Raw genomic sequence first — 24,504 nt, forward strand, 5'->3', positions numbered from 1 at the left:
GATCAAATCAACAGGCCGAGTCCGCGCGTACGGTTGCGCAATGTCGTGTCTGTCCTAAGCTTCGGGAAAGGCGAAACATATTTGCCCGACTGCACCGGAACAATCGCCGCGATGCGCAATCAGTAGAGCGTGGATATCAAAAGGAGATGCGCATGCTCATCAGGTCACTGACCCTGACATTCTTGCTGGCGATGGCCGGTCCCTTGCTCGCCGCCGACAGCGATTCGCCATTGGCCGGCGATGTCGGCCGCGCCCGACCGCTGATCGTCATCGCACAAAGCACCGTCGACCCGGTGTGGGTCAGCCTGAAAAAGTCGCTGGACGACCCGGCCAACAAAAAGGCCGTCACCGACCGCAACATCAAGGTCTACACCATTCTCAACATGTCCGGGCAACTCGATGGCAAGGACCTGGGCCAGCAGGACACCATGGCGCTGCTGCGCTCGCTCAAACTGGGCGCCGGTGCATATCCGAAAGTGTTCCTGGTGGGCAAGGACGGCGAGACCAAACTCTCCGCCTCCGGTGACGAAGCCAAGGCTTTGAGCCTGGCGAAAATTTTCGAAACCATCGACGCCATGCCCATGGCCGAAAAAGAAGCCGCCGCCGCGGCTCAGGCCGCCCCAGCCGCAGCCGAACCGGAGCCTGCCAAAGGCGCGAAAGGCACCAAGCCGAGCAAGCCTGCAAAACCGAGCAAGCCGCCGGAAATGCCGGATGATTGATCGGGTGGTGTAGTCAGGGTTCTACTTTAGAGGGGGCGAGAGGATATCTATCTTCTCGCCCTTTTTTACGCTGGCATCTGGCGGATGATATTCACCAGTACGGGGGAGAAGGGTTCGAGCTTATGCGCTTTTGGTAGAAGAAGATCATCCAGGAGGAGGTCGAGTATTTCCTTGTCTTCAATCTCCGGCAATTCGCCAGGTTGTACTCCCACTTTGTAAATCAGTGCTTCGACCAAGCTTCTCCGTCTACCGATAAGTGCTCGATTGCGCTCTTCGGTGTGCCCCAGATTCAACGCCTCGATAGCCTCTTCCGCGCGGGCAGTTCTTCCTGCGACCAGCCCGGAAAGATAGAACTTGAGTTCGGTTTCACACTCATCCATGAGCGGAGTCAGCCGCAGCGGCTGCGTTCCTCGACCATGCCCGCAATGAGGACGGTTTCCGCAACTGGCAACGATGTTGGTGAAGTCCAGCGTGCGGTTGTGGACGCGATTCTGAGCTTCAACATGCTCGTTGTGAGAGCCGTCCAGGGTGATGGACTGGCAGCAATAAGCGCACAGTCCGAACTGCTCGGCGATGCAGGCGGCGCGCACCGATTGCCGCTCTTCGTGTGGAAGGTCGGGGTAGGTGGCGGTTTTGTTTTTCTGTTTCCATTTTGAAAGTGAATCCGGCTCAGCTCCCTTGATGATCTTACGCACGACGCAACTCCAGTTTGCGTATCAGCAACGCGGCCTTGGCCAATTCGATATGGCCTTCGGGGAGCTCTGCGGAAAGTTCGGCAAACGATGATTTTGCTTTTGCGAGATTTCCGTCCTGCACCTCATTAAGCAATCGATTCAAACGCTTCTGCACATCACTGTTGCGAATGTCCGTATCCATGACTTCGAGTAACACTTGGTTGGCATCCAGCCCGTACAGGCCGTTGTGTTCGTGAATTTCGCCGTCATTGAGTACGTAAACCAGTACGTCTTTCGCGTCGCTGATGACCAGAGGGGAATGAGTGGTCAGGACAAACTGGCAGTTCGGAAAGGTTTCGCTCAGCTGCCGAACAAGGCTGCGTTGCCACCTTGGATGCAGGTGTAGATCCACTTCATCGATCAAGACGATACCGTCACCATGGAGTGGGTTGTCCATTGACTGGTTCATCATCGCCAAGCGGCGCGCGATATCTCCAACCAGCGCCATCATCGATTTCTCGCCTTGCGAAAGCTGGGCGACATTGAGGGTTACGCCGTCCTTGTCGATGGCCATATGAAGTCTAGGTTTACGCCTAACGCGAAGATTCATGAACCCGGGCATGAAGGCGGCGATGGCCGAACGAACGGCTGTTAGCTGGCGATCCCGAGAGGATGCTTTCAGGTTCGATAAGGTTTTCCAGATGTCACTGTCGTAGCCGAATTTTATGGATATCTCAGCTAAGGCCGTATCGGATATGCCGCTCTCGTTTTCACTATCTTCCCGCTCTCGGAACCATTCAAAGAACCGACGAAAGTCGACGCCTCGATTGAGCGAATTATCGTAGCCGTCTAATTGATCAAAGGTGTGTTTGGTCTTGATCTTCAGTGGGATTTCAAGGACCGAGCGCTCAACCGGGTAATAGGCGATTAGTGGAACAGAAGCTTTCTCGGTGGCTGTTAATCTAGTGCGATAGTAGTCGGCTAGTCGACTTGCTTCGGTCAGCTCGCTATGGACTGCATACTTTCTTCCTTGCCGGCCGCGTGCCACTCCCCAGACAAAAAGCTCTTCCTTTGATTCGATACTCGACGGCTCCGAGTGTGGTTCTAAACAGTCCGCGACGACGGTTGATGCATAAGATGCAGAGAACCCGTTCTGGATATCTTCTTCAAGAATATGGGTGCCATTTCCTTTTTCCGAGCGAATTCTCGCGACGAGCCAGCTCAGAGTAGTCGCCAGTGATCTCAAGAGAGTTGTTTTTCCAGCACCGTTATTTCCGACAATGACGGTTACCTTTGCCGGATGCATTTCCGTTGGCGCCAACTTGACAGCCAAGTTCGCAAATCGGCCAAAGTTTTTGAGCTTGAGTACTCTTATTTCCATTGGTACGCCCTTACGAGGCCTCATGGTTGCTGGCTTTGGCACGCATTATGTCATTCCCGGCCACAAATTGATGTGATGCAGTGTAGAGGCAACGAATCCGCGCGCTAATCAAAAGTCATTGCAGCATGTGCCTGCCGAAACGTCTGACACAAATGCCCTGCAAACCCCGCGGATTTTTCCTGCAAGCCGCGGCGGCGGTGGTGAACTGGTGGGTTGGGCGGGGTGGGGATAGTCTTGTTTGGCCGCTGTAGAACACGGTGGCCGGATGTGGAAGTCCGGTGATTCCCGAGAGCGCTCTGCGCCTGTAAACACATGTTGGCGATTTTTATGCCAACATTGTTTGCCAATGGCGGCTATGCGCAGGAGCACTCTTGAGTGCACCGGGTTCCTCGGGCTTCCCCGGACTTCCACACCTGCGCAAAGCTGCCACCCTCTCGTGGAAGTGAGTTCGGCAGTTTTTTCTTGAAATGTCCCGAGGATTGAATTTATGAAAAAACACACTCCAAGTCCCCCCGAGTCTCCCTTATGTTCGGGGTCCTTCGACGCCAACAACCCCCGATTACGCCAGCCCCATCATTCCGATCCCATCAGCCATCTCTTCACCCTCCGGCCCGACATTGATACCCCGACGCTGCTCTGCCACGCCTGCGAAACCCTCGCTTCACTTAATGTCCTGAGCACCGATCTGGCGGCGAAACTGCAAGGCTCATCGCGCTGCCATGCCCTGTCGATCCAGCAATTGGCCCTGCTTGGCGAGTTGCTGCTCAACCGCGCGCTGGACAATCTCGATCCACCCACGGTCATCCAACATTGAACACGGAGGTTCAGGCATGGCGAGATACGTACCGATTACCGGGATCGACTGCAAGATTCCTTGTCTGCTGATCGACAGCGAAGCGCCGGTGGATGTGCTGCATGGCACGGCGGCCTACCGGTTGCGATGTGTGACGCAACTGCTGGAGACCGTCGCGCTGGGAGATAACAAGGGACACGATGCTTTGCTGTTGCAGGACTTGGCGCGGGTGCTGGCGATTCCCTTGCGTGACAGCTGCGACCTGATGGATGTCATCGGGTGGAAACTGCAGGCGCAGCTTTAACAGCTGAATCAAAAATAGGCGACCCTCAACGGGTCGCCTATTTTCATTGCCTCGCAACCAACCAATCAATCAGCCACAGCACTCAAAATCCTGTGCGCAATCTTCACCCGCTCCGCAATCGGAAAGTTCTTGTTGGCCATGATCGCAATACCCACGTCTTTGCTCGGTACAAACGCCACGTACGCGCCAAAACCTGCGGTAGAACCGGTCTTGTTAATCAGTACGTTCTCGGGCTGTGGCTGCGGTGGATTCAGCCATTGCACCTTGTGCGCCTGCATGGCCATTTCCGTGGAGTTGCCGGCGAGCAGGCGTTCGAGGCTGATCGGGTAGGGGTACATTTCCCAGCCCAGGCCCTGGGTCATGTCGCCGACGCGGTAGTAACCGGTGTGGGTGTTGGCGATGGTTTGGGGCAGGGGGGCCGCCAGGGTTTCGGGTTTGAGGTTGGCCTGCACGTAACGCAGCAGGTCCACGGCACTGGTTTTCACACCATAGGCTTGCATGTCGAGGGCGCCGGGGCGGACGCGCACGGGTTTGTCGTTCTTGTCGTAGCCTTGCGCGTAAAGGCTCATTTGTTCAGTGGGGACGCTGAGATATGTGTGCTGCAAACCGAGTTTCGGCAGCAAGGTTTGCGCCGTCGCCTGGTCGAACGGCTGGCCGAGGCTTTTTGCTGTCAGGCAGCCGAACAGGCCGAGGCTCGGATTGGAATACTGGCGATGGCTGCCGGCCGGCCAGGTCGGTTTCCAGTGCTGAAAATAGCCGAGCATGGTCTCAGGCGAATCCGCGTTGGCCGGGAATTGCAGCGGCAAGCCACCGGCGCTGTAGGTGCCCAGTTGCAGCACGCTGATGTTGTCAAAGGCGCTGCCCTTCAGCTCAGGCCAGAGCTGGCTGGCCTTGGTCGACAGATCCAGTTTGCCCGTGGCTTGCGCGAAACCTGCGAGGGTCGCGGTGAAGGTTTTGCTCACCGAGCCGATTTCGAACAGGGTGTTCTCGCTGACCCGTTGACCGGTGTCCTTGGCGGCGACGCCGTAGTTAAAGTAATGCGCCTTGCCGTTGACGGTCAGCGCTACGGTGAGGCCGGCGATGTTCTGCTGCTGCATAACCGGCGTGACCGTTGCGTTGACCAGCGCTTGCAGCTGCGCGTCGTCAGGCGCGGCGGCGAGGCAGGCTGTGGCGCCAAAAAACAGGCTGAACGCTGCGCAGGAAAAGGCTTTGCTTGAAGTTATGGATGACATGAATGAACCACTCTCCATGAGTGTTGATGTTGTTATCCCGCTACACTGCGGGCGATTTTCTTGTGGGGTCGCTGATCAGCGCGGCCAATCTAATCAGCTCGGCGGCCAACGACAAACGATGAAAACTCGCACGAGCCATTAGAAAAATTTGGGGTAGGGCATGATACGACCGCAATTGCCGCTAAACGCACTGCGCGCCTTTGAAGCGTCGGCGCGTCATTTGAGCTTCACTCGCGCCGCCGTGGAACTGTGCGTCACACAAGCGGCGGTCAGCCATCAGGTGAAGAGCCTTGAGGCGCAGCTTAACGTCACCCTGTTCAAACGCCTGCCCCGTGGGCTGCTGCTGACCAGCGAAGGAGAAACCCTGCTACCGGTGCTGAGCACCTCCTTCGATCACGTCGCACAGATTCTCGAGCGCCTCGCCGGCGGGCAGTATCGCGAAACGTTGACCGTCGGCGCAGTCGGCACGTTCGCTGTGGGCTGGTTGTTGCCGAGGCTGGCGGACTTCCGGGCGAAACATCCGCTCATGGATTTACGGCTGTCGACCCACAACAATCGCGTGGATGTCGCAGCGGAGGGGCTGGATTACGCGGTTCGCTTCGGTGCGGGGGCATGGCATGGCATCGAGGCGACGCGTCTGCTCGATGCGCCGCTATCGGTACTGTGCGTGCCGGACATCGCTCGACAACTGCATGCACCAGCGGACCTGTTGCAGCAGACCTTGCTGCGTTCCTATCGCACGGATGAATGGCCGCAGTGGTTTCAGGCTGCCGGGTTGGCAACGCATGCCGCGCCGCCGCAGAGCATCATGTTCGATTCGTCGCTGGGAATGATGGAGGCAGCCATTCAGGGCTGTGGCGTGGCGTTGGCGCCGCCACTGATGTTCGCTCGGCAACTGGCGGCGGAGGTGATTTGTCAGCCGTTTGCGATCGAGATCACGACCGGCAGCTATTGGTTGACGCGATTGCAGTCGCGGCCCGAGTCGGCGGCCATGATGGCGTTCAAAAACTGGCTGTTACACATCTCTGGATAATGCAAAACCCATGTAGGAGTGAGCCTGCTCGCGATAGCGGTGTGTCAGTTGGAATCAATGCTGACTGACACACCGCTATCGCGAGCAGGCTCACTCCTACAGGGATGGTGGTGGACTGAAGATCGGGCTCAACGCACCAGACACGGCCGCTTGTTATCGAATTTCCACCCCGGAATCAGGAACTGCATCGCCACGCTGTCATCCCGCGCGCCGAGGCCCATGCCTTTGTAGAGTTCGTGGGCCTTGGCCACTTGATCCATGTCCAGTTCCACCCCCAGCCCCGGCTTCTGCGGCACTTGCACGCAGCCGCCGACGATTTGCAGGGGCGCCTTGGTCAGGCGCTGGCCGTCCTGCCAGATCCAGTGGGTGTCGATGGCGGTGATGTCGCCCGGTGCGGCAGCGGCGACGTGGGTGAACATCGCCAGCGAGATGTCGAAGTGGTTGTTGGAATGCGAGCCCCAGGTCAGGCCCCATTCGTGGCACATCTGCGCGACGCGCACCGAACCCTGCATGGTCCAGAAATGCGGGTCGGCCAGCGGAATATCCACTGACTGCAACTGAATCGCGTGGCCCATTTCGCGCCAGTCGGTGGCGATCATGTTGGTTGCGGTTTTCAACCCGGTGGCACGACGGAATTCAGCCATCACTTCACGGCCGGAATAACCGTTTTCCGCACCGCACGGGTCTTCGGCATAGGCCAGAACGTGGTGCTGGTCGCGGCACAGGCGGATCGCCTCTTGCAACGACCATGCACCGTTCGGATCGAGGGTGATCCGCGCCCCTGGAAAGCGCTCGGCGAGGGCGGTGACCGCTTCGATTTCGGCGTCGCCGCTGAGCACGCCGCCCTTGAGTTTGAAGTCCTTGAAACCGTACCTGGCATGCGCCGCTTCGGCGAGACGCACCACGGCTTCAGCGGTCATGGCTTTTTCGTGGCGGACGCGGAACCAGTCGTTGTCGGCCTCCGGTTCGCTGCGATAGGCGAGGTCGGTTTCGCGCTGATCACCAACATAGAACAGATAGCCGAGCATCTTCACTTCGTCACGCTGCTGGCCTTCGCCGAGCAGTGCCGCCACCGGCACGTCCAGATGCTGACCGAGCAGGTCGAGCAGGGCGGCTTCAAGGCCAGTGACGGCGTGGATGGTGATGCGCAAATCGAAGGTCTGCAGGCCACGGCCGCCGGCATCGCGATCGGCGAAGGTCTGGCGCACCTGGTTGAGGATCTTCTGGTAGGTGCCGATCGGGCTGCCGACCACCAGATTGCGCGCGTCTTCCAGGGTCTGGCGAATGCGCTCGCCACCGGGCACTTCACCGACGCCGGTGTGGCCGGCGTTGTCCTTGAGAATGACGATGTTGCGGGTGAAAAACGGCCCGTGGGCGCCGCTCAGGTTGAGCAGCATGCCGTCGTGACCGGCCACCGGAATGACCTGCATGTCGGTGATGATCGGGGCTTTGGCGGTGTCGTGTACGCTCATTGTTGTTTTCCTTTGAAGACGAATTCAGGCGTGTTTCGGCGCGGCGTCGGCCACGGCGTTTTCAGCAGCAGGTTTCGGTGTGGTGCGTGCGGCGAAGACGATGATCGCGGCGATGATCGAGGTCGCGGCCAGACCATAGAGGCCGCCCTGAATCGAACCGGTGTGTTCTTCGAGCAAGCCGAAGGTGGTCGGCGCCACGAAGCCGCCCAGGTTGCCCACCGAGTTGATCAGCGCGATCACCGCTGCGGCGATGCGGGCATCCAGATAAGCCTGCGGAATCGGCCAGAACAGCGACGACGCCGACTTGAACCCCAGCGCCGCAAAGCAGATCGCCACGAAAGCGAAAATCGGCCCGCCGGTGGTGGACATGAACATCCCCGCCGCGGCGATCAACAGCGCGGTGGCGACCCACGCCTGCTGGTGTTTCCACTTCGCCGAGAGCGTGGCGAACGCATACATGCCGACAATCGACAGCAGCCACGGAATCGAGTTGAACAGGCCGACCTGCACGTCGCTCAGCTCGCCCATTTTCTTGATGATGCTCGGCAGCCAGAACGTCGCTGCGTAGATGGTCAACTGAATGAAGAAGTAGATCAGGCAGAACAGAATGATCTGCCGGTCCTTGAGCAATTTGCCCAGCGACGGACGAATTGGAGTCGCGGCTTCACGCGCCTTTTGTTCGTCGTCGATGGCGGTGACCAGGGCATCCTGTTCGGCGCGGGTCAGCCATTTCGCATCGTGCGGTTTCGCGTCGAGCCAGAACCAGACGAACACGCACAGGCACACCGAGAACATCCCTTCGATGAAGTACATCCACTGCCAGCCATGCATGCCCAGACCGTTGATTTGCAGAAGCAGGCCGGACAGCGGCCCGGAGATCAACGAAGCCACGGCCGAGCCACTGAGGAAAATCGCAATCGCCTTGCCGCGCTCGGCACCGGGCAGCCAGCGGGTGAAGTAATAGATCACCCCGGGAAAGAAACCGGCCTCAGCCACACCGAGGAGGAACCGCAGGATATAGAAGTGGGTTTCGTTCTGGATGAACGCCATGCCGGCGGCGACCAGACCCCAGGTGAACATGATGCGGGTCAGCCAGATGCGCGCGCCGACTTTCTGCAAGAGCATGTTGGAAGGGACTTCGAACAGCGCGTAACCGATGAAGAACAGCCCGGCGCCGAAGCCGTAGGCAGCGGCGCCAATGCCCAGGTCGGTTTCCATGTGGGTGCGGACGAAACCGATGTTCACCCGGTCAATGTAATTGACGATGAACATGATCACGAAGAGCGGCAGGACGTGGCGTTTGACTTTCGAGATGGCCGAGGCGAGCGTCGGATCGACACCCTCGCTCATCCCCGAGACGGAGGTTTTCACTTGGTTTTCTCCCACTGATTATTTTTATGCGGGTAGGTCTGGGTGCTGCGTTGTTGCTAGACATCATACAACTTGAAATTTTTGTCCTACAAGTGGGGTGGGGTGATTAATTTCGTCTTGAGAAGCAGGTTTTTATGTTTTTTGCTTCGTCTGCGCCATATTTGTTGGCTTTCGCGTGGCGGGCGCGTCGCTGTTTGTCTTTGCAAAGGGCGGCTGGGTGACGAAAGATTTGATGTGTGTTTCGGATGACTTTTGCTGTTGTCATACAAGTTGGCTGCGTTAGAGGGCCAAAATCAGTCCCGCCAACGTCACGCGCGGTGCTACGATCGGCAAGCCCCGATCACCGGACTCGACCATGCAAGAAGACTTCGACGCCCCCGCCCGCAAACGTGCGCACAACCTGGCGCATGACCTGGTGGAAAAGCTCACCCAGAGCATTCTGCTCGGCCAGATGACGCCGGGTGACAAGCTGCCGTCGGAGAATTCCATCGTTCAGGAGCACGGCGTCAGCCGCACGGTGGTGCGTGAGGCGATTTCCAAATTACAGGCGTCAGGGCTGGTGGAAACTCGCCATGGCATCGGCACGTTTGTCATCGAGCGCGCGCCAGAGCAGGGCTTGCGCCTGAATGTCGACACCGCGCTCGGTGTACGCAGCATGCTCGAGTTGCGCCTGGGCCTGGAAACCCAGGCAGCGGCATTGGCGGCGCAACGGCGCAGCGAGCAGCAACTGCTGCAGATGCGCCAGGCGCTGGATGACTATCAGCGGCTGCTGGACAACAACGACAGTTGCGTCGAGGCGGATCGGCGCTTTCACCTGTTGATCGCCGAGGCCACCGGTAACGTGTGCTTCAGCGAGATCATGCAGCACCTGGGCAGCGCGATGATTCCGCGTACTCGCCTCAATGCTGCCGAACGGGGCGCGGCGGATCTGAGCAAGCTCGGGCAACTGGCCAATCTGGAGCACGAGGCGATCCTGAATGCGATCAAGCGTCAGGACCCGGAAGCGGCGCGGGCGGCGATGTGGCTGCACCTGACCAACAGCCGTGATCGCTTTTCCGCGCAAGGTTGAATGCCGCTGGTCTGCTGCGTCGCACGCTGCCCAATTTCCTCGCCTCCAACCAAGACAACCCGGACATTCCGGCGCTGTTTTTGTGAGGTGCACCATGGCTGACGATTCGCTGTTTCCGGGCGGCATTGCGCCCACCGACCAGACCCGCCGTATTCCCGGCACCGACGAGCCGACGTTGAGCGATCACGATGCGCCGCCGGGCATGGACCCGGGGCGCGATCCCTTGAGCGATGCTGACCGGCCGGAAGACTGGAAAGATCCCGCCGCGGATGAGGACGTGCCGCCGGCGGACGAGCCGACGCCGTTGTCGGATGATCGGCGCTGAGCCCTGGGCTTTTGTGTTGGATTGGCTGGCCTCTTCGCGAGCAGGCTCGCTCCCACAGGGTCGCGAGTCTGCTTACGGATCTCAGGTCGTGTGGATATCGCGCATCAGTAACCCGAAGCGCAGATCCAGCGCATCGGGTATCGGCAGATAAACCGTGTGGCCATCCCCCGGCGCTACGTCGATGGTCTCGCCCTTGAGGTTGTGCAGTTCGTGCAGGTCAAAATGAAAGTTGCCCTTGGGCGTCATCAATTCCAGATGCTCGCCCACGGCGAAGCGGTTCTTCACCTTGACCTCGGCCAGCCGTTCACGCCGTTTACCGGTCAGTTCGCCGACGAACTGCTGACGCTCTGACACGGAGCTGCCGTGCTGATAGTTCTGATATTCATCATGCACATGCCGGCGCAGAAAGCCTTCGGTGTAGCCGCGCTGGGCCAGTGATTCGAGGTCGCTCATCAGGCTGCGGTCGAACGGACGGCCGGCGACCGCATCGTCGATGGCGCGGCGATACACCTGAGTGGTGCGGGCGCAATAGAAATGCGATTTTGTCCGGCCTTCGATTTTCAGCGAATGTACGCCCATGCGTGTCAGACGCTCGACGTGCTGCACGGCGCGCAGGTCTTTGGCGTTCATGATGTAGGTGCCATGCTCGTCTTCGAAGGCCGGCATCAGTTCGTCCGGGCGGTTGGCTTCCTGCAACAGGAACACCTGATCGGTGGGTGCGCCGAGGCCCAGGGTCGGCTCGGGCTGGAAGGTCTGTACGATCTCGCCGAGCTGATTTTCCGTGGCCTGCTGCGCCGAGTATTTCCAGCGACAGGCATTGGTGCAGCTGCCCTGATTGGCGTCGCGCTTGTTCAGGTAGCCGGAGAGCAGGCAGCGCCCGGAGTAGGCCATGCACAGCGCGCCGTGGACGAACACTTCCAGCTCCATGCCAGGCACTTGTTCGCGGATTTCGCCAATCTCTTCCAGCGACAATTCCCGCGACAGAATGACCCGGCTGACACCTTGCTGTTGCCAGAACTCGACGCTCGCCCAGTTCACCGTGTTGGCCTGCACCGACAAATGAATCGGCATCTGCGCAAAGTGCCGACGTACCAGCATGATCAGCCCCGGATCGGACATGATCAGCGCATCCGGTGCCATCTCGATCACCGGCGCCAGATCCTTGAGAAAGGTCTTCAGCTTGGCATTGTGCGGGGCGATGTTGACCACCACATAGAAGCGCTTGCCCTGTGCCTGCGCCTCACGGATGCCCAACGCCAGATTGGCATGGTCGAATTCATTGTTGCGCACCCGCAGGCTGTAACGCGGCTGCCCGGCATACACCGCATCGGCGCCGTAGGCGAAGGCGTAACGCATGTTTTTCAAGGTGCCGGCGGGGGCGAGCAGTTCGGGGGCGCTGTGGGTCGAGTTCATGATGGCGGTCGCAAAAGCGCGGCAGGGTAAGCGAGGCGCAGCGAGGGTTTATTGATCTGGATCTATGCTCAACGAATAAACAGGGCACTCGCGCACGTCGCGGGTGACTAAGGTTCGGGGCGTGCATGACGCCTGACAGACATGGACCGGACATGAACGAAAAGAGTCTTCAATTCAAATCCCTGACAGTGCTGCTGGTGCTGGTCACGGTGGCCTTCATCTGGATCCTGCTGCCGTTCTACGGTGCGGTGTTCTGGGCAGTGATTCTCGGCATTCTGTTCGCGCCGGTGCAGCGCCGGCTGCAGATCCGATTCGGCTGGCCACGCAACCTGACGTCGCTGTGCACGTTGAGCCTGTGCCTGGTCATCGCGATCCTGCCGGTGATCATCGTCAGCATTCTGCTGGTGCAGGAGGGGGCGACGGTTTACAAGAACATTGAAAGCGGTGAGCTGGACATTGCCGCCTATCTGGCGCAGTTCAAGCACAGCCTGCCGCCATACTTTCAGCATTTGCTTGACCGTTTCGGCATGGGCGAACTCGACAGCCTGCGCGAGAAAATCGTCAAGGCCGCCATGCAGGGCAGTCAGGTGCTGGCGACTCAGGCGTTCAGTTTCGGCCAGGGCACTTTTGAATTCGTGGTGAGTTTTTTCATCATGCTGTACCTGCTGTTTTTCTTCCTGCGTGACGGCCCTGAACTGGCGCGCAAGATGCGCACCGCGGTGCCGCTGGAGGAAAACCACAAGCGTCGCCTGCAACTGAAATTCAACCGCGTGGTGCGTGCGACCGTCAAAGGCAACGTGCTCGTCGCGGTAACGCAAGGGGCGCTGGGTGGGGCGATTTTCTGGTTTCTCGACATTCCCAGCGCGTTGCTTTGGGCGGTGTTGATGGCGTTTCTGTCGTTGCTGCCAGCGGTCGGCGCGGGAATCGTCTGGGCGCCGGTGGCCGTGTACTTCCTGCTCAGCGGGATGATCTGGCAAGGCGTGGTGCTGGGCCTGTTCGGGGTTTTCGTGATCGGCCTGGTCGACAACGTCCTGCGCCCGATTCTGGTGGGCAAGGATACGAAAATGCCCGATTACATGATTCTGATCTCGACCCTGGGCGGCCTCGCGGTGTTTGGCCTCAACGGCTTCGTCATCGGCCCGTTGATCGCCGCGCTGTTCCTGTCGAGCTGGGCGCTGTTCGTCGAGACCAAACCCAAGGTGCAACTGCCTTAGGCGTTGAACGACGCGCCGACGATTTTCTGCGACAAGGCCTGTGCGGCGGGTAACGAGGTGAGCGGACCACTGATCGCCTCGCCGTCGCGCATCAGATACCAGCAGGCGAGCAACCCCGACGCCCTGAGCGAAGCGGGAACCGCACTGCCGACCACCGACATGATTTGAACCTGAGCCATGACCTGTACCTCCATTCAACAATGGAGTTACCTTAGAGATTCGCCGCTTCTACGGACAATCAACGCTTTCGATAGTGGTCATTGACGCCGTTGAGGGCTGCCTCAGTCGACCACTTGATCGAGCATGTGCATGACTTCGCGCTCGTTGAGCAAGCCTTTGTGCACCAGATTCTCCGCCAGCAGCGAAAGAAACTTGGCGCAGCGGTGACCTTCCAGATGCTTGAGTTCGGTCAGCGCGCTGTACACCTTGCTCGAGGTGCACAGACCGACAATGCGGTGCGGGTTTTGTGTTGGCATACCGTCGTCCTTGTTGTTATCAACCTGTTGTTTACGGACGGATTCAGATTGCGGCTCCGTCATGACAAAACCATGACCGTTTCGTGGAAATGCCCATGACGGTCGAGTCAATCATGCCGACTTTAGCTGCATAAACTGTTCTCGCAGCGACCTTGGCGAGATTTTTTCAGACGTTGGGCGACGAATGGTCGAATATGCTCAGTGCGCCCGTAAAGATCAAAAGCCCCTCACCCTAGCCCTCTCCCAGGGGGAGAGGGGACTGATCGCGGTGGATGTGAGAGGTACGCTGAGGTGAAATACCGAGTCGTACGTGATATGCGCCGACGGGAAATACCGGGTCGTACGCAAACTTCAAAGCCAACCGAGATCGGCTCCCTCTCCCTCCGGGAGTGTATGTACCGGACACATGGTGGACAGGTGTTCGGAGACATGGTGGACACTTTTTAATAGGCACATTGCTCATCATCAAGGAGATGACCTGTGTCCTGGCAAGAGGCATCCACCATGCAACTTCGTACAGAGTTTGTGCATTTAGCTCGGCAAGAAGGAGCGAATGTTCGGCAGCTTTGCCGTCGATTCAATATCAGCCCAAGTACTGCCTACAAATGGCTCAACAGGTTTGAAATATCAGGTGTAGAGGGGTTGCACGATCAGTCCCGTCGACCGAAAACATCACCGAAACGTTGTGCTGATGAGGTTGAGCAGCGGATTCTGACCATGAGTCAGCGATACGAGGCCTGGGGTGCCCGCAAGCTCAAGCGCGTGCTGGAAGATGAAGGCGCTGTGATGCCCTCTGTCAGCACTGTGCATGCGGTTTTGCAGCGTCATTCGCGTGTTGATCCAAAGGCTACCGAGATCAAACCATTTATCCGCTTTGAGCACGAAGCGCCTAACGATCTATGGCAGATCGACTTCAAGGGACATTTCAGTCTGAGCCACGGACGCTGCCATCCATTCACAATACTGGACGACCACTCACGCTTTTCGCTATGCATTGCCGCATGTGCCAATGAACAGCGCCAAACTGTACAAGACCATCTAATCCGGACGTTTCGACGCTACGGCCTGCCGTTGCGCATGACGATGGACAACGGCTCGCCATGGGGCGATCAGACTGGCGTTTATACTGCGCTGGAAGTCTGGCTGATGAGCCAGGGCATTAAGGTCGGTCACTCCCGGCCTTATCATCCTCAGACTCAGGGAAAACTGGAGCGCTTCCACCGCAGCCTGAAAAATGAAGTCCTGCAAGGCCGGTTTTTCACCGATCTCGACGACGCACAACGGGCGTTTGATACCTGGCGCGACATCTACAACCAAAAACGCCCTCATCAGGCGCTGGGCATGGCGGTGCCGGCGGCTCGTTACAGTGGCAGCCCAAGGGAATATCAGGAGCGACCGGCGGAACCGGAGTACAGCGACGCGGATGTGGTCAGGAAGGTACAGGTGGGAGGCGAAATCTTTTGGAGGAATCGGGAATACAAGATTGGAAAGGCTTTTTATGGCAGGTGCATAGCGATCAGGGAGACGACGGAGGACGGCATCCACGATGTCTACTGGAGTAGACATCGTGTCGCTCGAATCGACTTGAACTTGCAGGTCGTGACGGCAGGTAAGAAGATCTAAAACCGTCCACCATGTCTCCGAACATGTGTCCACCATGTCTCCGGTACATACAGGGAGAGGGCTGGGGTGAGGGGCGAATCCACCACAAGTCCAAAGCCGATCGCACACTCCCCACAAAAAAGCCCCGCTTCAAAAGCGGGGCTCCGTGTCCCTGTCACCAGCGTGGCCCGCCGTAATACCCATGCGGCCGGCCGTAATACCCGCGAGGCGGGCCGTAATAAACCGGCGCCGGCTGCACGTAAACCGGCTGCTGCACATACACCGGCGCCGGCTGGTAGTAAACCGGTGGCGGCTGCTGCACATAAACCGGTTGGGGCTGTACGTACACCGGTTGCTGCACATACACCGGCCGATCCTGATTGATCAGTGCCGAGCCGATGATGGCCGAGCCGACGATCGCGCCAAACACTGCAGGGCCTTGCCAGCCGTGGCCACCACCCGCTTCTGCCTGACCCGTGACCGCGAGCGCGCCGATCAGCAAAGCCATAATGGGAAGTTTACGAATCATGATAAGTCCTCGGTTCTTCGACCCGGCGGCAGGGCCTGCACCAGGCCCATAGTTGTCGCGGGGATACATCTGAGACAGTGAAATCGGCAAAATCAGCACAGCCGCTGGGTAAATTTTGTGTAAGGTCTGTAGCGGTTTCTTTACCGGGCTGAACGATCGCCGCGAAAGCCCTCTAAATCACGCCCCATGATCGTTCAGAGCCCGCGGGGCTGGCTAATCCCGTCTATCCGAAAGTGCGTTCGAAGGAGAAGTTTCATGCAGATGAACCCGAACAAAGACACCCAGCTGTGCATGTCCCTGTCGGGGCGGCCCGGCAATTTCGGTCTGCGTTTCCACAACCATTTGTATGAACAGCTGGGCCTGAATTTCTATTACAAGGCCTTCAGCAGTCAAGACCTGACCGGTGCCGTGAGCGGGATTCGCGCACTGGGCATCCGCGGGTGCGGCGTATCGATGCCGTTCAAGGAAGCGTGCATTGCGCTGGTCGACGAGTTCGATGCGTCGGCGGCAGCGATCCAGTCAATCAACACCATCGTCAACACTAACGGCCACCTCAAGGCCTATAACACCGATTACATCGCCGTCGCCCAGTTGCTCCAGAGCCACGCCGTGCCCACGGACTCGACCTTCGCCCTGCGCGGCAGCGGCGGTATGGCCAAAGCGGTGGCCAGTGCCTTGCGCGACGGCGGTTACAGGAACGGCCTGATCGTCGCCCGCAACGAGCGCGCCGGGCGTGCGCTGGCGGACTCGCTGGGTTACCGCTGGCAGGCAGAGCTGGGCGAGGAGCGCCCGCAGATGTTGATCAACGTCACGCCGGTAGGGATGGACGGCGGGCCGGAAGCGGGGCAACTGGCGTTTGAACCGGCAGTCATCAAGGCGGCGCAGACGGTTTTCGATGTGGTGGCGATTCCCTCGGAAACACCGCTGATTGTGCGCGCTCGGGCCGAGGGCAAACGGGTCATCACCGGGCTGGAAGTCATCGCGATTCAGGCGCTGGAGCAGTTTGTGCTGTATACCGGCGTGCGCCCGAATGAAGCGCAGTTTGCGGCGGCGGTGGCGTTTGCGCGTAGCTGATTGAATCTTGCGGTGGCGGCGCGGACCTTATCGCTTGCAGGCAAGCTCCCACAGGTTGAGCGCATTTTTCAGCTGGAACCCGGTCAACCTGTGAGAGCCAGCCAGCCTGCGGTCTGGCGTCTGCCATCCCTTGCAGGCAAGCTCCCACAAGTTAAGCGCATTTTTCCAGTTGGAACACGGTCAACCTGTGGGAGCCAGCCAACTGCAGTCTGGCGTCCGCCATCCCTTGCAGACAAGCTCCCAGGTTGACGCACTTTTTCAACTGGAACCTGGTCAACCTGTGGGAGCCAGCCTGCTGGCGATGGCCGCGCTGCGGTATCAAGCCAGACATCCTCGGCTATGCTGCCTGCGCGGCAAGCGCAGACTTGCCTTCACCAAAAACCAAAACCGAGGCCGTCCATGCATCCGCCCATCCTCAATGTCGACGAGGTCGAGCTCGAACCCCTGCCCGAAGCCCTTGCCCCGCAAGGCGAAACCGCTGGGCGCTACCAACAGCGCTTCGCCCGCATCGGCCAGCAACTGGGCGCGCAAAAACTTGGCTACCGCCTGTACGCCTTGCCGCCGGGCATGCGCGGCAGTCCGTTTCACAGCCATCGGGTCAATGAGGAAATGTTCTACGTGGTGGCCGGGGAGGGCGAGGTGCGCCTGGGCGCTGAGCGTTTTCCGATCCGCAGCGGTGACATCATCGCCTGTCCACCGGGCGGCCCGGAGCAGGCGCATCAGATCATCAATACCAGCTCGGGCGAGTTGCGTTACCTGGCGATCAGCACGCAGCAGCAACCCGAGATCTGCGAATACCCGGACTCGAACAAATATGCGGTGATGGATAATTTCAGCGTCGATGCCGAGGGCAACCCGTCCGGGTTTGTCGCCGTGGCGCGGCAGGCGGACGGGGTGGATTACTGGGACGGTGAATAAACGCACGTCCCCTGTAGGAGTGAGCCTGCTCGCGATAGCGGTGTGTCTTCAACAATCAGGTGACTGACACGCCGCTATCGCGAGCAGGCTCACTCCTACAAGGGAATGCGTGAATTATTCGAGGCGTGCCAGGCGCTCTTCCAGTGCGGCGATGCGTGCTTCGAGCTCTTCGATACGCTCCACCGAAACGCCGGTGGCCGAGCGCTCCACCGGATTCTGCCGCGCGGCGATGATCGCCTCGATGTCCGCCGGATCGCCCAGCGCATGGGTGTAACGGTCTTCACGCTGCCCGGCCTGACGCGGGATCAGCACGGCCAACCCGCGCGCAATCAAGCGCTCGAGCTGATGCACCACCTGTTCGGCGTCTTCGAATTCATGCATGCGGCCGCTGCGGGTCAGCAGCTCGTTGACGGTCTGCGGGCCGCGCAGAAACATCAGTCCGCTCAAGATCACCTGCGCTGGCACCAGCTCAAGCGCCTTGTCGACCTTGTGCTCCCAACGATCGGCGCGACTGCCCATCACCAGCCTGGCAAAACCCCGGCCCTCAAGGGCGCGCAGGCTCTGGCCGACCTGGCCCGGATTCAGGTTCATCACCGGTTCGCGGCTGGTTTTCTGATTGCAGGCCAGCACCAGCGCATTGAGGGTCAGCGGATAGCTTTCCGGGCTGGTCGCCTGTTTCTCGATCAGTGAGCCGAGGATGCGGATTTCCGTGGTGTTGAGCTGTGGCTGTTCGGAGCTGGATTCTGGTTCGGTGGTCATCGCGCGTTCCCTCTGCAGTCGAAGGCGCCTAGCCTAATCCTTGCCCAACAAAAGGCAAGCCGTGTGGTCATCAAGCATGGCTATAATCGCCTCCTTGTTCCACCCAGCCATCACACGAGACTGCCATGACCATTTCCCTGCACGCCGCATCCGTCCCGGTTTTTCAACAAATGCTCAACGCCCTGAGCGATGTGCTGAAAAAGGCTGAAGCCCACGCCAGCGAGAAAAACATCGACCCGAACGCGTTCCTGCAAGCGCGTCTGTACCCGGACATGTTCCCGCTGACCCGCCAGGTGCAGATCGCCGTCGACTTCGCCAAAGGCGTGTCGGCGCGTCTGGCCGAAGTAGAACTGCCGAAGTACGACGACAGCGAAACCACCTTCGCCGAGCTGCAAGCCCTGATCGCCAAGGTCCTGGCGTTTATCGGCGAGATCAAGCCAGAGCAGATCGATGGCAAGGAAGGCATCGAGATCGTCACCCGTCCGGGCACCCCGAAAGAGAAGCGCTTCAGTGGCCAGTCGTACCTGCTGACTTACGGTTTGCCGCAGTTTTTCTTCCACGTCACGACGACTTATGCGCTGCTGCGTCATAACGGGGTGGAAGTGGGCAAGCGCGATTACATGGGCGCGTTCTAAAACAGCCAGCTACAAAAAAGCCCGCCAAGGTTCACACCGAGGCGGGCTTTTCATTTGATCGTTCCCACCGCTCCGCGTGGGAATGCAGCCCGGGACGCTCCGCGTCCCTTTTTCGAGCCGAACGCGGAGCGTCCGTAGAGGCATTCCCACGCGGAGCGTGGGAACGATCGGGGTACCGTGAATATCAGGCGGTACGCTGGGCCTTCGCTTCTTCACCCATGCAAGCCGCTGCGGTAAACAGCACGTCAGTCGACGAGTTCAGCGCAGTCTCCGCCGAATCCTGCAGCACGCCAATGATGAAACCGACCGCCACCACCTGCATGGCGATTTCGCTCGGGATGCCGAACAGGCTGCACGCCAGCGGAATCAACAGCAGCGAGCCACCGGCCACACCCGAAGCACCGCACGCACAAATCGCTGCCACGACGCTGAGCAGGATCGCCGTCGGAATGTCCACGGCAATCCCCAGCGTGTGCACGGCAGCCAGGGCCAGTACGGTGATGGTGATCGCCGCGCCGGCCATGTTGATGGTCGCGCCCAGCGGGATCGACACCGAGTAGGTGTCTTCATGCAGGCCCAGGCGCTTGCTCAGTTCCAGGTTGACCGGAATGTTCGCCGCCGAACTGCGGGTGAAAAACGCCGTAATGCCGCTTTCGCGCAGGCACTTGAGGGTCAGCGGATAAGGGTTGCGGCGCAGCTTCCAGAACACGATCAGCGGATTCATCACCAGCGCCACGAACAGCATGCAACCGAGCAATACCGCGAGCAGGTGCGCGTAACCCAGCAGTGCGCCGAAACCGGACGTGGCCAGCGTCGACGCGACCAGACCGAAAATACCCAGCGGCGCGAAGCGGATGACCACGCGAACAATGACCGTGACGCCGTTGGACAGGTCGCCCAGCACTTCGCGGGTGGTGTCGCCGGCATGGCGGATCGCGATGCCCATGCCGATCGCCCACGCCAGAATGCCGATGAAGTTGGCGTTCATCAGCGCGCTGACCGGGTTGTCCACCACGCTCAGCAGCAGGCTTTGCAGTACTTCACTAATACCACCCGGTGCGCTGACCGCAACGTTTTCAGTCGACAGCACCAGATGGGACGGGAACGCCATGCTGGCAACCACGGCCACCACCGCTGCGCTGAACGTGCCCAGCAGGTACAGGAACAGGATCGGCCGGATGTGGGTTTCCTGACCATGCTTGTGGTTGGCGATCGAGGCCATCACCAGCACGAACACCAGAATCGGCGCCACGGCTTTCAACGCCGAGACAAACACCTTGCCGATGAACGCGGTGGACTTGGCCGCTTCCGGGGCAAGCAGCGCCAGGACGATACCGGCGATCAGGCCGATCACGATCTGGGTCACCAGGCTGAGATTTTTCAAGCGTTGCAGGAGAGAAGGGGATGAGGCGGTCATGAACGGCATCTCTGTTTTTTATAGGGTGCGAGGTTGCGTGGGCAGGCACGAACCGAGTGTCGAATCGACATCAGCGCCAAAAACCGGCCGCTGGACAAGCTGTACGTTTTGCAGGGCGCGGACTTTATCACAGCGTAGGCCTTGTCCCTCAGGCATGTGACGATCTGCCACCGGTTTGTTTGGCCAATCAGACAGGTTTGTGCAAGTCAGGCCGGGGCACTCTCTGTTAAGCTGCGCCATCCTCATTTTCAAATTTCGCCAGCGGGCCTTAAGGCCAACGCTGGTGTTGTCGTTTTGCTGGAGTTGCGCATGCTGTTGCCTATTCTTCTGTTGTCCGCCGCCGGATTTACGGTGCTGACCACGGAATTCGTCATCGTCGGCCTGTTGCCGGCGATTGCCCGCGATCTTGAAGTCACCATTCCACAAGCCGGATTATTGGTGACGCTGTTCGCGTTTACCGTGGCGATGTTCGGCCCGTTCCTCACTGCGTATTTCGCCCGTTTCGAGCGGCGTAAATTGTTCATCAGCATCCTGATCATGTTCGGTCTGGCCAATACCGTTGCGGCACTGGCGCCGAATATCTGGGTCATGGCCGTTGCCCGATTGATTCCGGCGCTGGGGTTGCCGGTGTTCTGGGCACTGGCCAGCGAGACGGCGGTGGATATCGTCGGCCCGGACTTCGCCGGTCGCGCCATCGCCAAGATCGGTTTCGGGATTGTCTGCGCCACGGTGTTCGGCATCCCGGTCGGCACGTTGATTTCTGACGCCTTCGGCTGGCGCACGGCGTTTGCGATTCTCGCGGTGGTTGCGTTTGCCAAGGCTCTGCTGCTGTTCGTCTACCTGCCGAAAACCAGCCTGCATCAGCATCAAGTCAGCTTCCGTTCGCAGTTCAAGATCCTGCGCAGCCCGCTGATGCTCGGCCATGTGCTGTTGTCGATCCTGGTGTTCAGCGGCATGTTCACCGCTTACACCTATCTGGCTGACATCCTTGAGCGGCTGGCCGGGTTCAACGGCACCGTGGTCGGCTGGTGCCTGATGGGCTTCGGTGCGGTCGGGCTGATCGGCAACTCGTTGGGCGGCCGTGCGGTGGACCGGCACCCGCTCGGCGCTTCGGTGCTGTTCTGCGCGTTCATGATCGCTGGCATGGTCTCGCTGGTGCCGAACATTCATTCACCGTTGGGCCTGGCCGTGGCGATGGCGATCTGGGGCGTGACCCAGGCGGCGTTGTTCCTGGTCAGCCATGTGCGCCTGATGAAGGCCGCGCCGGAAGCGCCGGCCTTCGCCGCCTCGTTGAACATCGCCGGGGCCAATCTGGGCATCGGCCTGGGCGCGATGATCGGCGGTCGGGTCATCGACAGCGCGGGCCTGGGCTTCCTCGGTTTTGCCGCTGCCGGGTTCATCCTGCTGTCGGTGTTCCTCGCCATGGTCCTGATGACCTTGAAGCCGCGCGAAGCCTGCGCTTCATAAGGTGGTAAACAGCTCGCGTCGGGCACCCTCGGTAATCGCAACTATGCCGGGGTGCTTGACCTTGCGCTCCACCGAAATGGCATAGAACGACTCGGTCACCGCGTCGGTCTGGCCGATCAACACGACGCCGTACTGGCGCTTCACCTCATCGGCAATCACGCTCGGGCCAATGAAAATCCCGCTGCCGGATTGGCCGAACGCCTGCATCAACGCACTGTCATCGAACTCGCCGACGATTTGCGGCTGGATCTGCTGTTCGGCAAACCAGCGCTGCAAGCGGCTGCGCACCACGGTCTCCGCGCCGGGAATCAGCAGCGGGGCGCCGTGCAGGCTGCGCGGGAAGTCCTGACCGTATGTCGCGGCCAGTTCGGCGGTGGCGAAAAAACTGATCCCGCATTCACCGAGTTTCTGGCTGTAGCCCTTGATGTCGAGGTGCGAAGGCATCGGGCTGTCTGAAATCACCAGATCGAGACGCTGAATCGCCAGATCCGCCAGCAAGCGTTCGAGTTTGTCCTCGCGGCAGGTGATACGCAGCGGTTCGCTCAATTCCATGGTTGGCGCGATCAAGCGATAAACGATGGATTTCGGCACCACGTCGGCGACCCCGACGCGAAAGAGGATCTGCTGTTCGTTGGGCTGCGCGCGCAGCATCAACTCGAGTTCACCGCCGAGCTGGAACATCTGCTCGGCGTAGGGCAGGGCCTGGCGCCCGGCTTCGGTGAGTTCCAGCTGCCGGCCGACACGCCGAAACAATTCGATGCCGTAGGTTTGTTCAAGCAGGGAGATCTGCCCGCTGATGGTTTGCGGGGTCAGGTTCAGTTGCTCGCAGGCGCGTACGATGCTGCCGGTCTTGGCGACAACCCAGAAGTAGTGCAGTTGACGGTAATTGAGCATGACGGTCTTCAGTTCGTGAAAACCGAAGTATAGCCGCTAAAAATACGAATTTTACTGAAGTGTTTGCCTCCCTAGAATGCCCAGCCATCGACGGCTGCTCTGCGTGCCGCTCTGATTTATTCGAGGAATCATTATGAAATACACATTTCCTGCGCTGATGTTTGCGTCTTTACTGGTTCTGGCAGGTTGCGACCAGGCCGAAAAAAGCGCCCAGCAATTGATGGGCGCGGCGGCCGAAACGGCCAAGCAAGCGATCGACGACACCCATAAAGCCGCCGAGCAAGCGCTCAGCGATGCCACCGGTGGCTTGATTCAGAAAAAAGAAACACCGGAAAAAGAAACGGAAGAATCCGAATCTTCCTCCAAGACTATCTAACCCCGTCTTACACAGAGTCAGGACTGACCCATGGAATATCTGTTAGAACTCGCCGCCAGCCCCACCGCCTGGGTTGCTTTGGCCACACTGGTGGTAATGGAAATCGTGCTCGGCATCGATAACCTGATCTTTATTTCGATCCTGACCAACAAGCTGCCTGAGCAACATCGGCAGAAGGCTCGCCGTATCGGTATCGGCATGGCGTTGATTCTGCGTCTGGCGCTGTTGAGCACCATCGCCTTCATCGTGCAGTTGACCGAGCCGGTGATTGAAATCCTTGGCCAGGCGTTCTCCTGGAAGGACATGATTCTGATCGCCGGTGGCCTGTTCCTGGTGTGGAAAGCCACCACCGAGATCCATCACAGCATGGACCCGGCTCCGGAAGATCCGAAGACCGCGACCTCGACCGTAACCCTGGGCTTCGCTGCCGCGATCGGTCAGATCCTGATGCTCGACATGGTGTTCTCGATTGACAGCATCATTACCGCTGTCGGCATGACCGAACACTTGCCGATCATGATCATTGCGGTAGTGGTGTCGGTCCTGGTGATGCTGCTGGCAGCTGACCCGCTGGCCAAGTTCATCAACGACAACCCGACCGTGGTGATGCTGGCCCTGGGCTTCCTGATCATGATCGGTATGACCTTGATCGCCGAAGGCTTCGGCGCTCACGTACCGAAAGGTTATGTGTATGCGGCGATGGCGTTCTCGGCGGGTATCGAGGTGTTGAACATGATGTCGCGTCGGGCTAAACAGAAGAAAGTTACTCAGCAAGCGTAAGCGCTGACAGCGTAAAGACCGCTTGGGCTTTTGGGCTCAGGCGGTTTTTTTTTGCTTTGAGATTGTGTTCGAGCTGAAATCTGCCCCCTCACCCCAACCCTCTCCCGAGGGAGAGGGAGAGGGAGCTGATTTGCGGGCTTTTCAAATCCGGAGTTCGGCTAGATAGCTCAGGTTGGAATACTTCGAATAAACACCCCGGTCAGTTCCCTCTCCCTCCGGGAGAGGGCTAGGGTGAGGGGCTTTTGATCTTCAGTGCGCCGTCACATGCCGCCCACGATGCTCTTCGCTTTTCTCAGTTGGCGCAGTCTGCACCGGGTGATGATGCCTCCGCGAAATCCGCAACACCCCCCACAACATGGCAGTCGCCACAGCCAGCCAGCCGGCAATCAACATTACGATGGTCATGGTCAGGCTCATCAGTGCCTCCTCTTCGCCCTGCAGCGGGCGCACACTTTTCAATTCGCTCTGTTTCACTGACAGTCTAGCCAATGGGGTGTTTCAGGCTATTGACCAAAGGTCGCTGGCGACCAATCAGTTCGCTCTATGCAATCGCCTGGTCTGCGGTCAAAGGCTATAC

27 protein-coding genes are annotated in these 24,504 nt (G+C 59.3%); 14 read left to right on the forward strand and 13 right to left on the reverse strand.

The window, feature by feature from the left end:
- Nucleotides 1–152 precede the first annotated feature (152 nt).
- Nucleotides 153–719, forward strand: a complete 567-nt coding sequence (locus tag J3P75_RS10015; RefSeq protein WP_434710166.1) for a DUF4174 domain-containing protein — start codon at nt 153–155, stop codon at nt 717–719.
- 65 nt (nt 720–784) lie between these two features.
- On the opposite strand, the gene J3P75_RS10020 is transcribed toward J3P75_RS10015, so the two are convergent.
- The gene (locus J3P75_RS10020; protein ID WP_434710167.1) at nt 785–1,414 is read right to left on the reverse strand and encodes a retron system putative HNH endonuclease; all 630 of its coding nucleotides are present in this window, start codon (nt 1,412–1,414) and stop codon (nt 785–787) included.
- On the reverse strand, nt 1,407–2,774 hold the full coding sequence (locus tag J3P75_RS10025) for an AAA family ATPase (protein ID WP_434710169.1): 1,368 nt from the start codon (nt 2,772–2,774) through the stop codon (nt 1,407–1,409). Before J3P75_RS10025 ends, J3P75_RS10020 begins: the two co-directional genes overlap by 8 nt.
- A gap of 487 nt (nt 2,775–3,261) precedes the next feature.
- On the opposite strand from J3P75_RS10025, the gene J3P75_RS10030 reads away from it, so the two are divergent.
- Both J3P75_RS10030 and J3P75_RS10035 read left to right on the forward strand, forming a co-directional pair.
- Nucleotides 3,262–3,588: a DUF6124 family protein gene (locus tag J3P75_RS10030; protein WP_434710171.1), complete on the forward strand. Its 327-nt coding sequence runs from the start codon at nt 3,262–3,264 to the stop codon at nt 3,586–3,588.
- 16 nt (nt 3,589–3,604) lie between these two features.
- Complete coding sequence (locus J3P75_RS10035) at nt 3,605–3,871, forward strand: hypothetical protein (protein WP_394508024.1); 267 nt, start codon at nt 3,605–3,607, stop codon at nt 3,869–3,871.
- Nucleotides 3,872–3,936: 65 nt separating this feature from the next.
- On the opposite strand, the gene ampC is transcribed toward J3P75_RS10035, so the two are convergent.
- Nucleotides 3,937–5,103, reverse strand: coding sequence for a class C beta-lactamase (gene ampC / locus J3P75_RS10040; protein ID WP_434710173.1), 1,167 nt, complete (start codon nt 5,101–5,103; stop codon nt 3,937–3,939).
- 160 nt (nt 5,104–5,263) lie between these two features.
- Between ampC and J3P75_RS10045 the strand changes: the two genes are divergently transcribed.
- The gene (locus tag J3P75_RS10045; RefSeq protein WP_434710175.1) at nt 5,264–6,136 is read left to right on the forward strand and encodes a LysR family transcriptional regulator; all 873 of its coding nucleotides are present in this window, start codon (nt 5,264–5,266) and stop codon (nt 6,134–6,136) included.
- 128 nt (nt 6,137–6,264) lie between these two features.
- On the opposite strand, the gene gudD is transcribed toward J3P75_RS10045, so the two are convergent.
- Together gudD and J3P75_RS10055 are read right to left on the reverse strand one after the other, a co-directional pair.
- Nucleotides 6,265–7,608, reverse strand: coding sequence for a glucarate dehydratase (gene gudD / locus J3P75_RS10050; protein ID WP_434710176.1), 1,344 nt, complete (start codon nt 7,606–7,608; stop codon nt 6,265–6,267).
- Between the two features lie 24 nt (nt 7,609–7,632).
- Entirely contained in the window at nt 7,633–8,979 is a 1,347-nt protein-coding gene (locus tag J3P75_RS10055) for an MFS transporter (RefSeq protein ID WP_434597008.1), read from the reverse strand.
- A 355-nt stretch (nt 8,980–9,334) separates the two neighbouring features.
- On the opposite strand from J3P75_RS10055, the gene J3P75_RS10060 reads away from it, so the two are divergent.
- Both J3P75_RS10060 and J3P75_RS10065 read left to right on the forward strand, forming a co-directional pair.
- Entirely contained in the window at nt 9,335–10,048 is a 714-nt protein-coding gene (locus J3P75_RS10060) for a FadR/GntR family transcriptional regulator (protein ID WP_093100159.1), read from the forward strand.
- Between the two features lie 94 nt (nt 10,049–10,142).
- Nucleotides 10,143–10,373: a hypothetical protein gene (locus J3P75_RS10065; protein WP_434710178.1), complete on the forward strand. Its 231-nt coding sequence runs from the start codon at nt 10,143–10,145 to the stop codon at nt 10,371–10,373.
- A gap of 81 nt (nt 10,374–10,454) precedes the next feature.
- Here the strand turns inward: J3P75_RS10065 and yegQ are convergent, their stop codons facing one another.
- A complete protein-coding gene (gene yegQ, locus J3P75_RS10070) occupies nt 10,455–11,786 on the reverse strand; it encodes a tRNA 5-hydroxyuridine modification protein YegQ (RefSeq protein ID WP_434710180.1) in 1,332 nt (443 codons plus the stop codon).
- A 152-nt stretch (nt 11,787–11,938) separates the two neighbouring features.
- On the opposite strand from yegQ, the gene J3P75_RS10075 reads away from it, so the two are divergent.
- Nucleotides 11,939–13,000: an AI-2E family transporter gene (locus J3P75_RS10075; protein ID WP_434710182.1), complete on the forward strand. Its 1,062-nt coding sequence runs from the start codon at nt 11,939–11,941 to the stop codon at nt 12,998–13,000.
- On the opposite strand, the gene J3P75_RS10080 is transcribed toward J3P75_RS10075, so the two are convergent.
- Together J3P75_RS10080 and J3P75_RS10085 are read right to left on the reverse strand one after the other, a co-directional pair.
- The gene (locus J3P75_RS10080) at nt 12,997–13,179 is read right to left on the reverse strand and encodes a hypothetical protein (protein ID WP_203418686.1); all 183 of its coding nucleotides are present in this window, start codon (nt 13,177–13,179) and stop codon (nt 12,997–12,999) included. The genes J3P75_RS10075 and J3P75_RS10080 overlap by 4 nt on opposite strands.
- A gap of 102 nt (nt 13,180–13,281) precedes the next feature.
- Nucleotides 13,282–13,476, reverse strand: coding sequence for a hypothetical protein (locus tag J3P75_RS10085; protein ID WP_016984641.1), 195 nt, complete (start codon nt 13,474–13,476; stop codon nt 13,282–13,284).
- Nucleotides 13,477–13,956: 480 nt separating this feature from the next.
- On the opposite strand from J3P75_RS10085, the gene J3P75_RS10090 reads away from it, so the two are divergent.
- Entirely contained in the window at nt 13,957–15,099 is a 1,143-nt protein-coding gene (locus J3P75_RS10090) for an IS481 family transposase (protein ID WP_434707542.1), read from the forward strand.
- Between the two features lie 154 nt (nt 15,100–15,253).
- Here J3P75_RS10090 and J3P75_RS10095 read toward each other — a convergent pair whose 3' ends face one another.
- Nucleotides 15,254–15,607: a hypothetical protein gene (locus J3P75_RS10095; protein ID WP_434597028.1), complete on the reverse strand. Its 354-nt coding sequence runs from the start codon at nt 15,605–15,607 to the stop codon at nt 15,254–15,256.
- 255 nt (nt 15,608–15,862) lie between these two features.
- Here J3P75_RS10095 and J3P75_RS10100 point away from each other — a divergent pair, with 255 nt between their 5' ends.
- Nucleotides 15,863–16,681, forward strand: a complete 819-nt coding sequence (locus tag J3P75_RS10100; protein WP_434710184.1) for a shikimate 5-dehydrogenase — start codon at nt 15,863–15,865, stop codon at nt 16,679–16,681.
- A 399-nt stretch (nt 16,682–17,080) separates the two neighbouring features.
- The gene (locus J3P75_RS10105; protein WP_434710185.1) at nt 17,081–17,599 is read left to right on the forward strand and encodes a cupin domain-containing protein; all 519 of its coding nucleotides are present in this window, start codon (nt 17,081–17,083) and stop codon (nt 17,597–17,599) included.
- Between the two features lie 114 nt (nt 17,600–17,713).
- Here J3P75_RS10105 and J3P75_RS10110 read toward each other — a convergent pair whose 3' ends face one another.
- Nucleotides 17,714–18,358, reverse strand: a complete 645-nt coding sequence (locus J3P75_RS10110; RefSeq protein ID WP_434710186.1) for a YceH family protein — start codon at nt 18,356–18,358, stop codon at nt 17,714–17,716.
- A gap of 125 nt (nt 18,359–18,483) precedes the next feature.
- Between J3P75_RS10110 and J3P75_RS10115 the strand changes: the two genes are divergently transcribed.
- Nucleotides 18,484–18,993: a DUF1993 domain-containing protein gene (locus J3P75_RS10115; protein ID WP_434710188.1), complete on the forward strand. Its 510-nt coding sequence runs from the start codon at nt 18,484–18,486 to the stop codon at nt 18,991–18,993.
- A 184-nt stretch (nt 18,994–19,177) separates the two neighbouring features.
- Here the strand turns inward: J3P75_RS10115 and sstT are convergent, their stop codons facing one another.
- Nucleotides 19,178–20,410: a serine/threonine transporter SstT gene (gene sstT / locus J3P75_RS10120; RefSeq protein WP_434710190.1), complete on the reverse strand. Its 1,233-nt coding sequence runs from the start codon at nt 20,408–20,410 to the stop codon at nt 19,178–19,180.
- Between the two features lie 309 nt (nt 20,411–20,719).
- Between sstT and J3P75_RS10125 the strand changes: the two genes are divergently transcribed.
- Nucleotides 20,720–21,877 carry an MFS transporter gene (locus J3P75_RS10125; protein WP_093100186.1) on the forward strand — a complete coding sequence of 386 codons (1,158 nt, stop codon included), beginning with the start codon at nt 20,720–20,722 and terminating at the stop codon, nt 21,875–21,877.
- Here J3P75_RS10125 and nhaR read toward each other — a convergent pair.
- On the reverse strand, nt 21,872–22,771 hold the full coding sequence (nhaR, locus tag J3P75_RS10130) for a transcriptional activator NhaR (RefSeq protein ID WP_090284507.1): 900 nt from the start codon (nt 22,769–22,771) through the stop codon (nt 21,872–21,874). The genes J3P75_RS10125 and nhaR overlap by 6 nt on opposite strands.
- Nucleotides 22,772–22,904: 133 nt before the next feature.
- Here nhaR and J3P75_RS10135 point away from each other — a divergent pair, with 133 nt between their 5' ends.
- Both J3P75_RS10135 and J3P75_RS10140 read left to right on the forward strand, forming a co-directional pair.
- Nucleotides 22,905–23,147, forward strand: coding sequence for a hypothetical protein (locus tag J3P75_RS10135; RefSeq protein WP_090284505.1), 243 nt, complete (start codon nt 22,905–22,907; stop codon nt 23,145–23,147).
- A gap of 30 nt (nt 23,148–23,177) precedes the next feature.
- The gene (locus J3P75_RS10140; RefSeq protein WP_090284503.1) at nt 23,178–23,927 is read left to right on the forward strand and encodes a TerC family protein; all 750 of its coding nucleotides are present in this window, start codon (nt 23,178–23,180) and stop codon (nt 23,925–23,927) included.
- Between the two features lie 249 nt (nt 23,928–24,176).
- Here the strand turns inward: J3P75_RS10140 and J3P75_RS10145 are convergent, their stop codons facing one another.
- A complete protein-coding gene (locus tag J3P75_RS10145; RefSeq protein ID WP_172833265.1) occupies nt 24,177–24,344 on the reverse strand; it encodes a hypothetical protein in 168 nt (55 codons plus the stop codon).
- Nucleotides 24,345–24,504: the final 160 nt, after the last annotated feature.

The organism is Pseudomonas sp. R1-1 (assembly GCF_051132135.1).
Taxonomy (GTDB): Bacteria; Pseudomonadota; Gammaproteobacteria; order Pseudomonadales; family Pseudomonadaceae; genus Aquipseudomonas.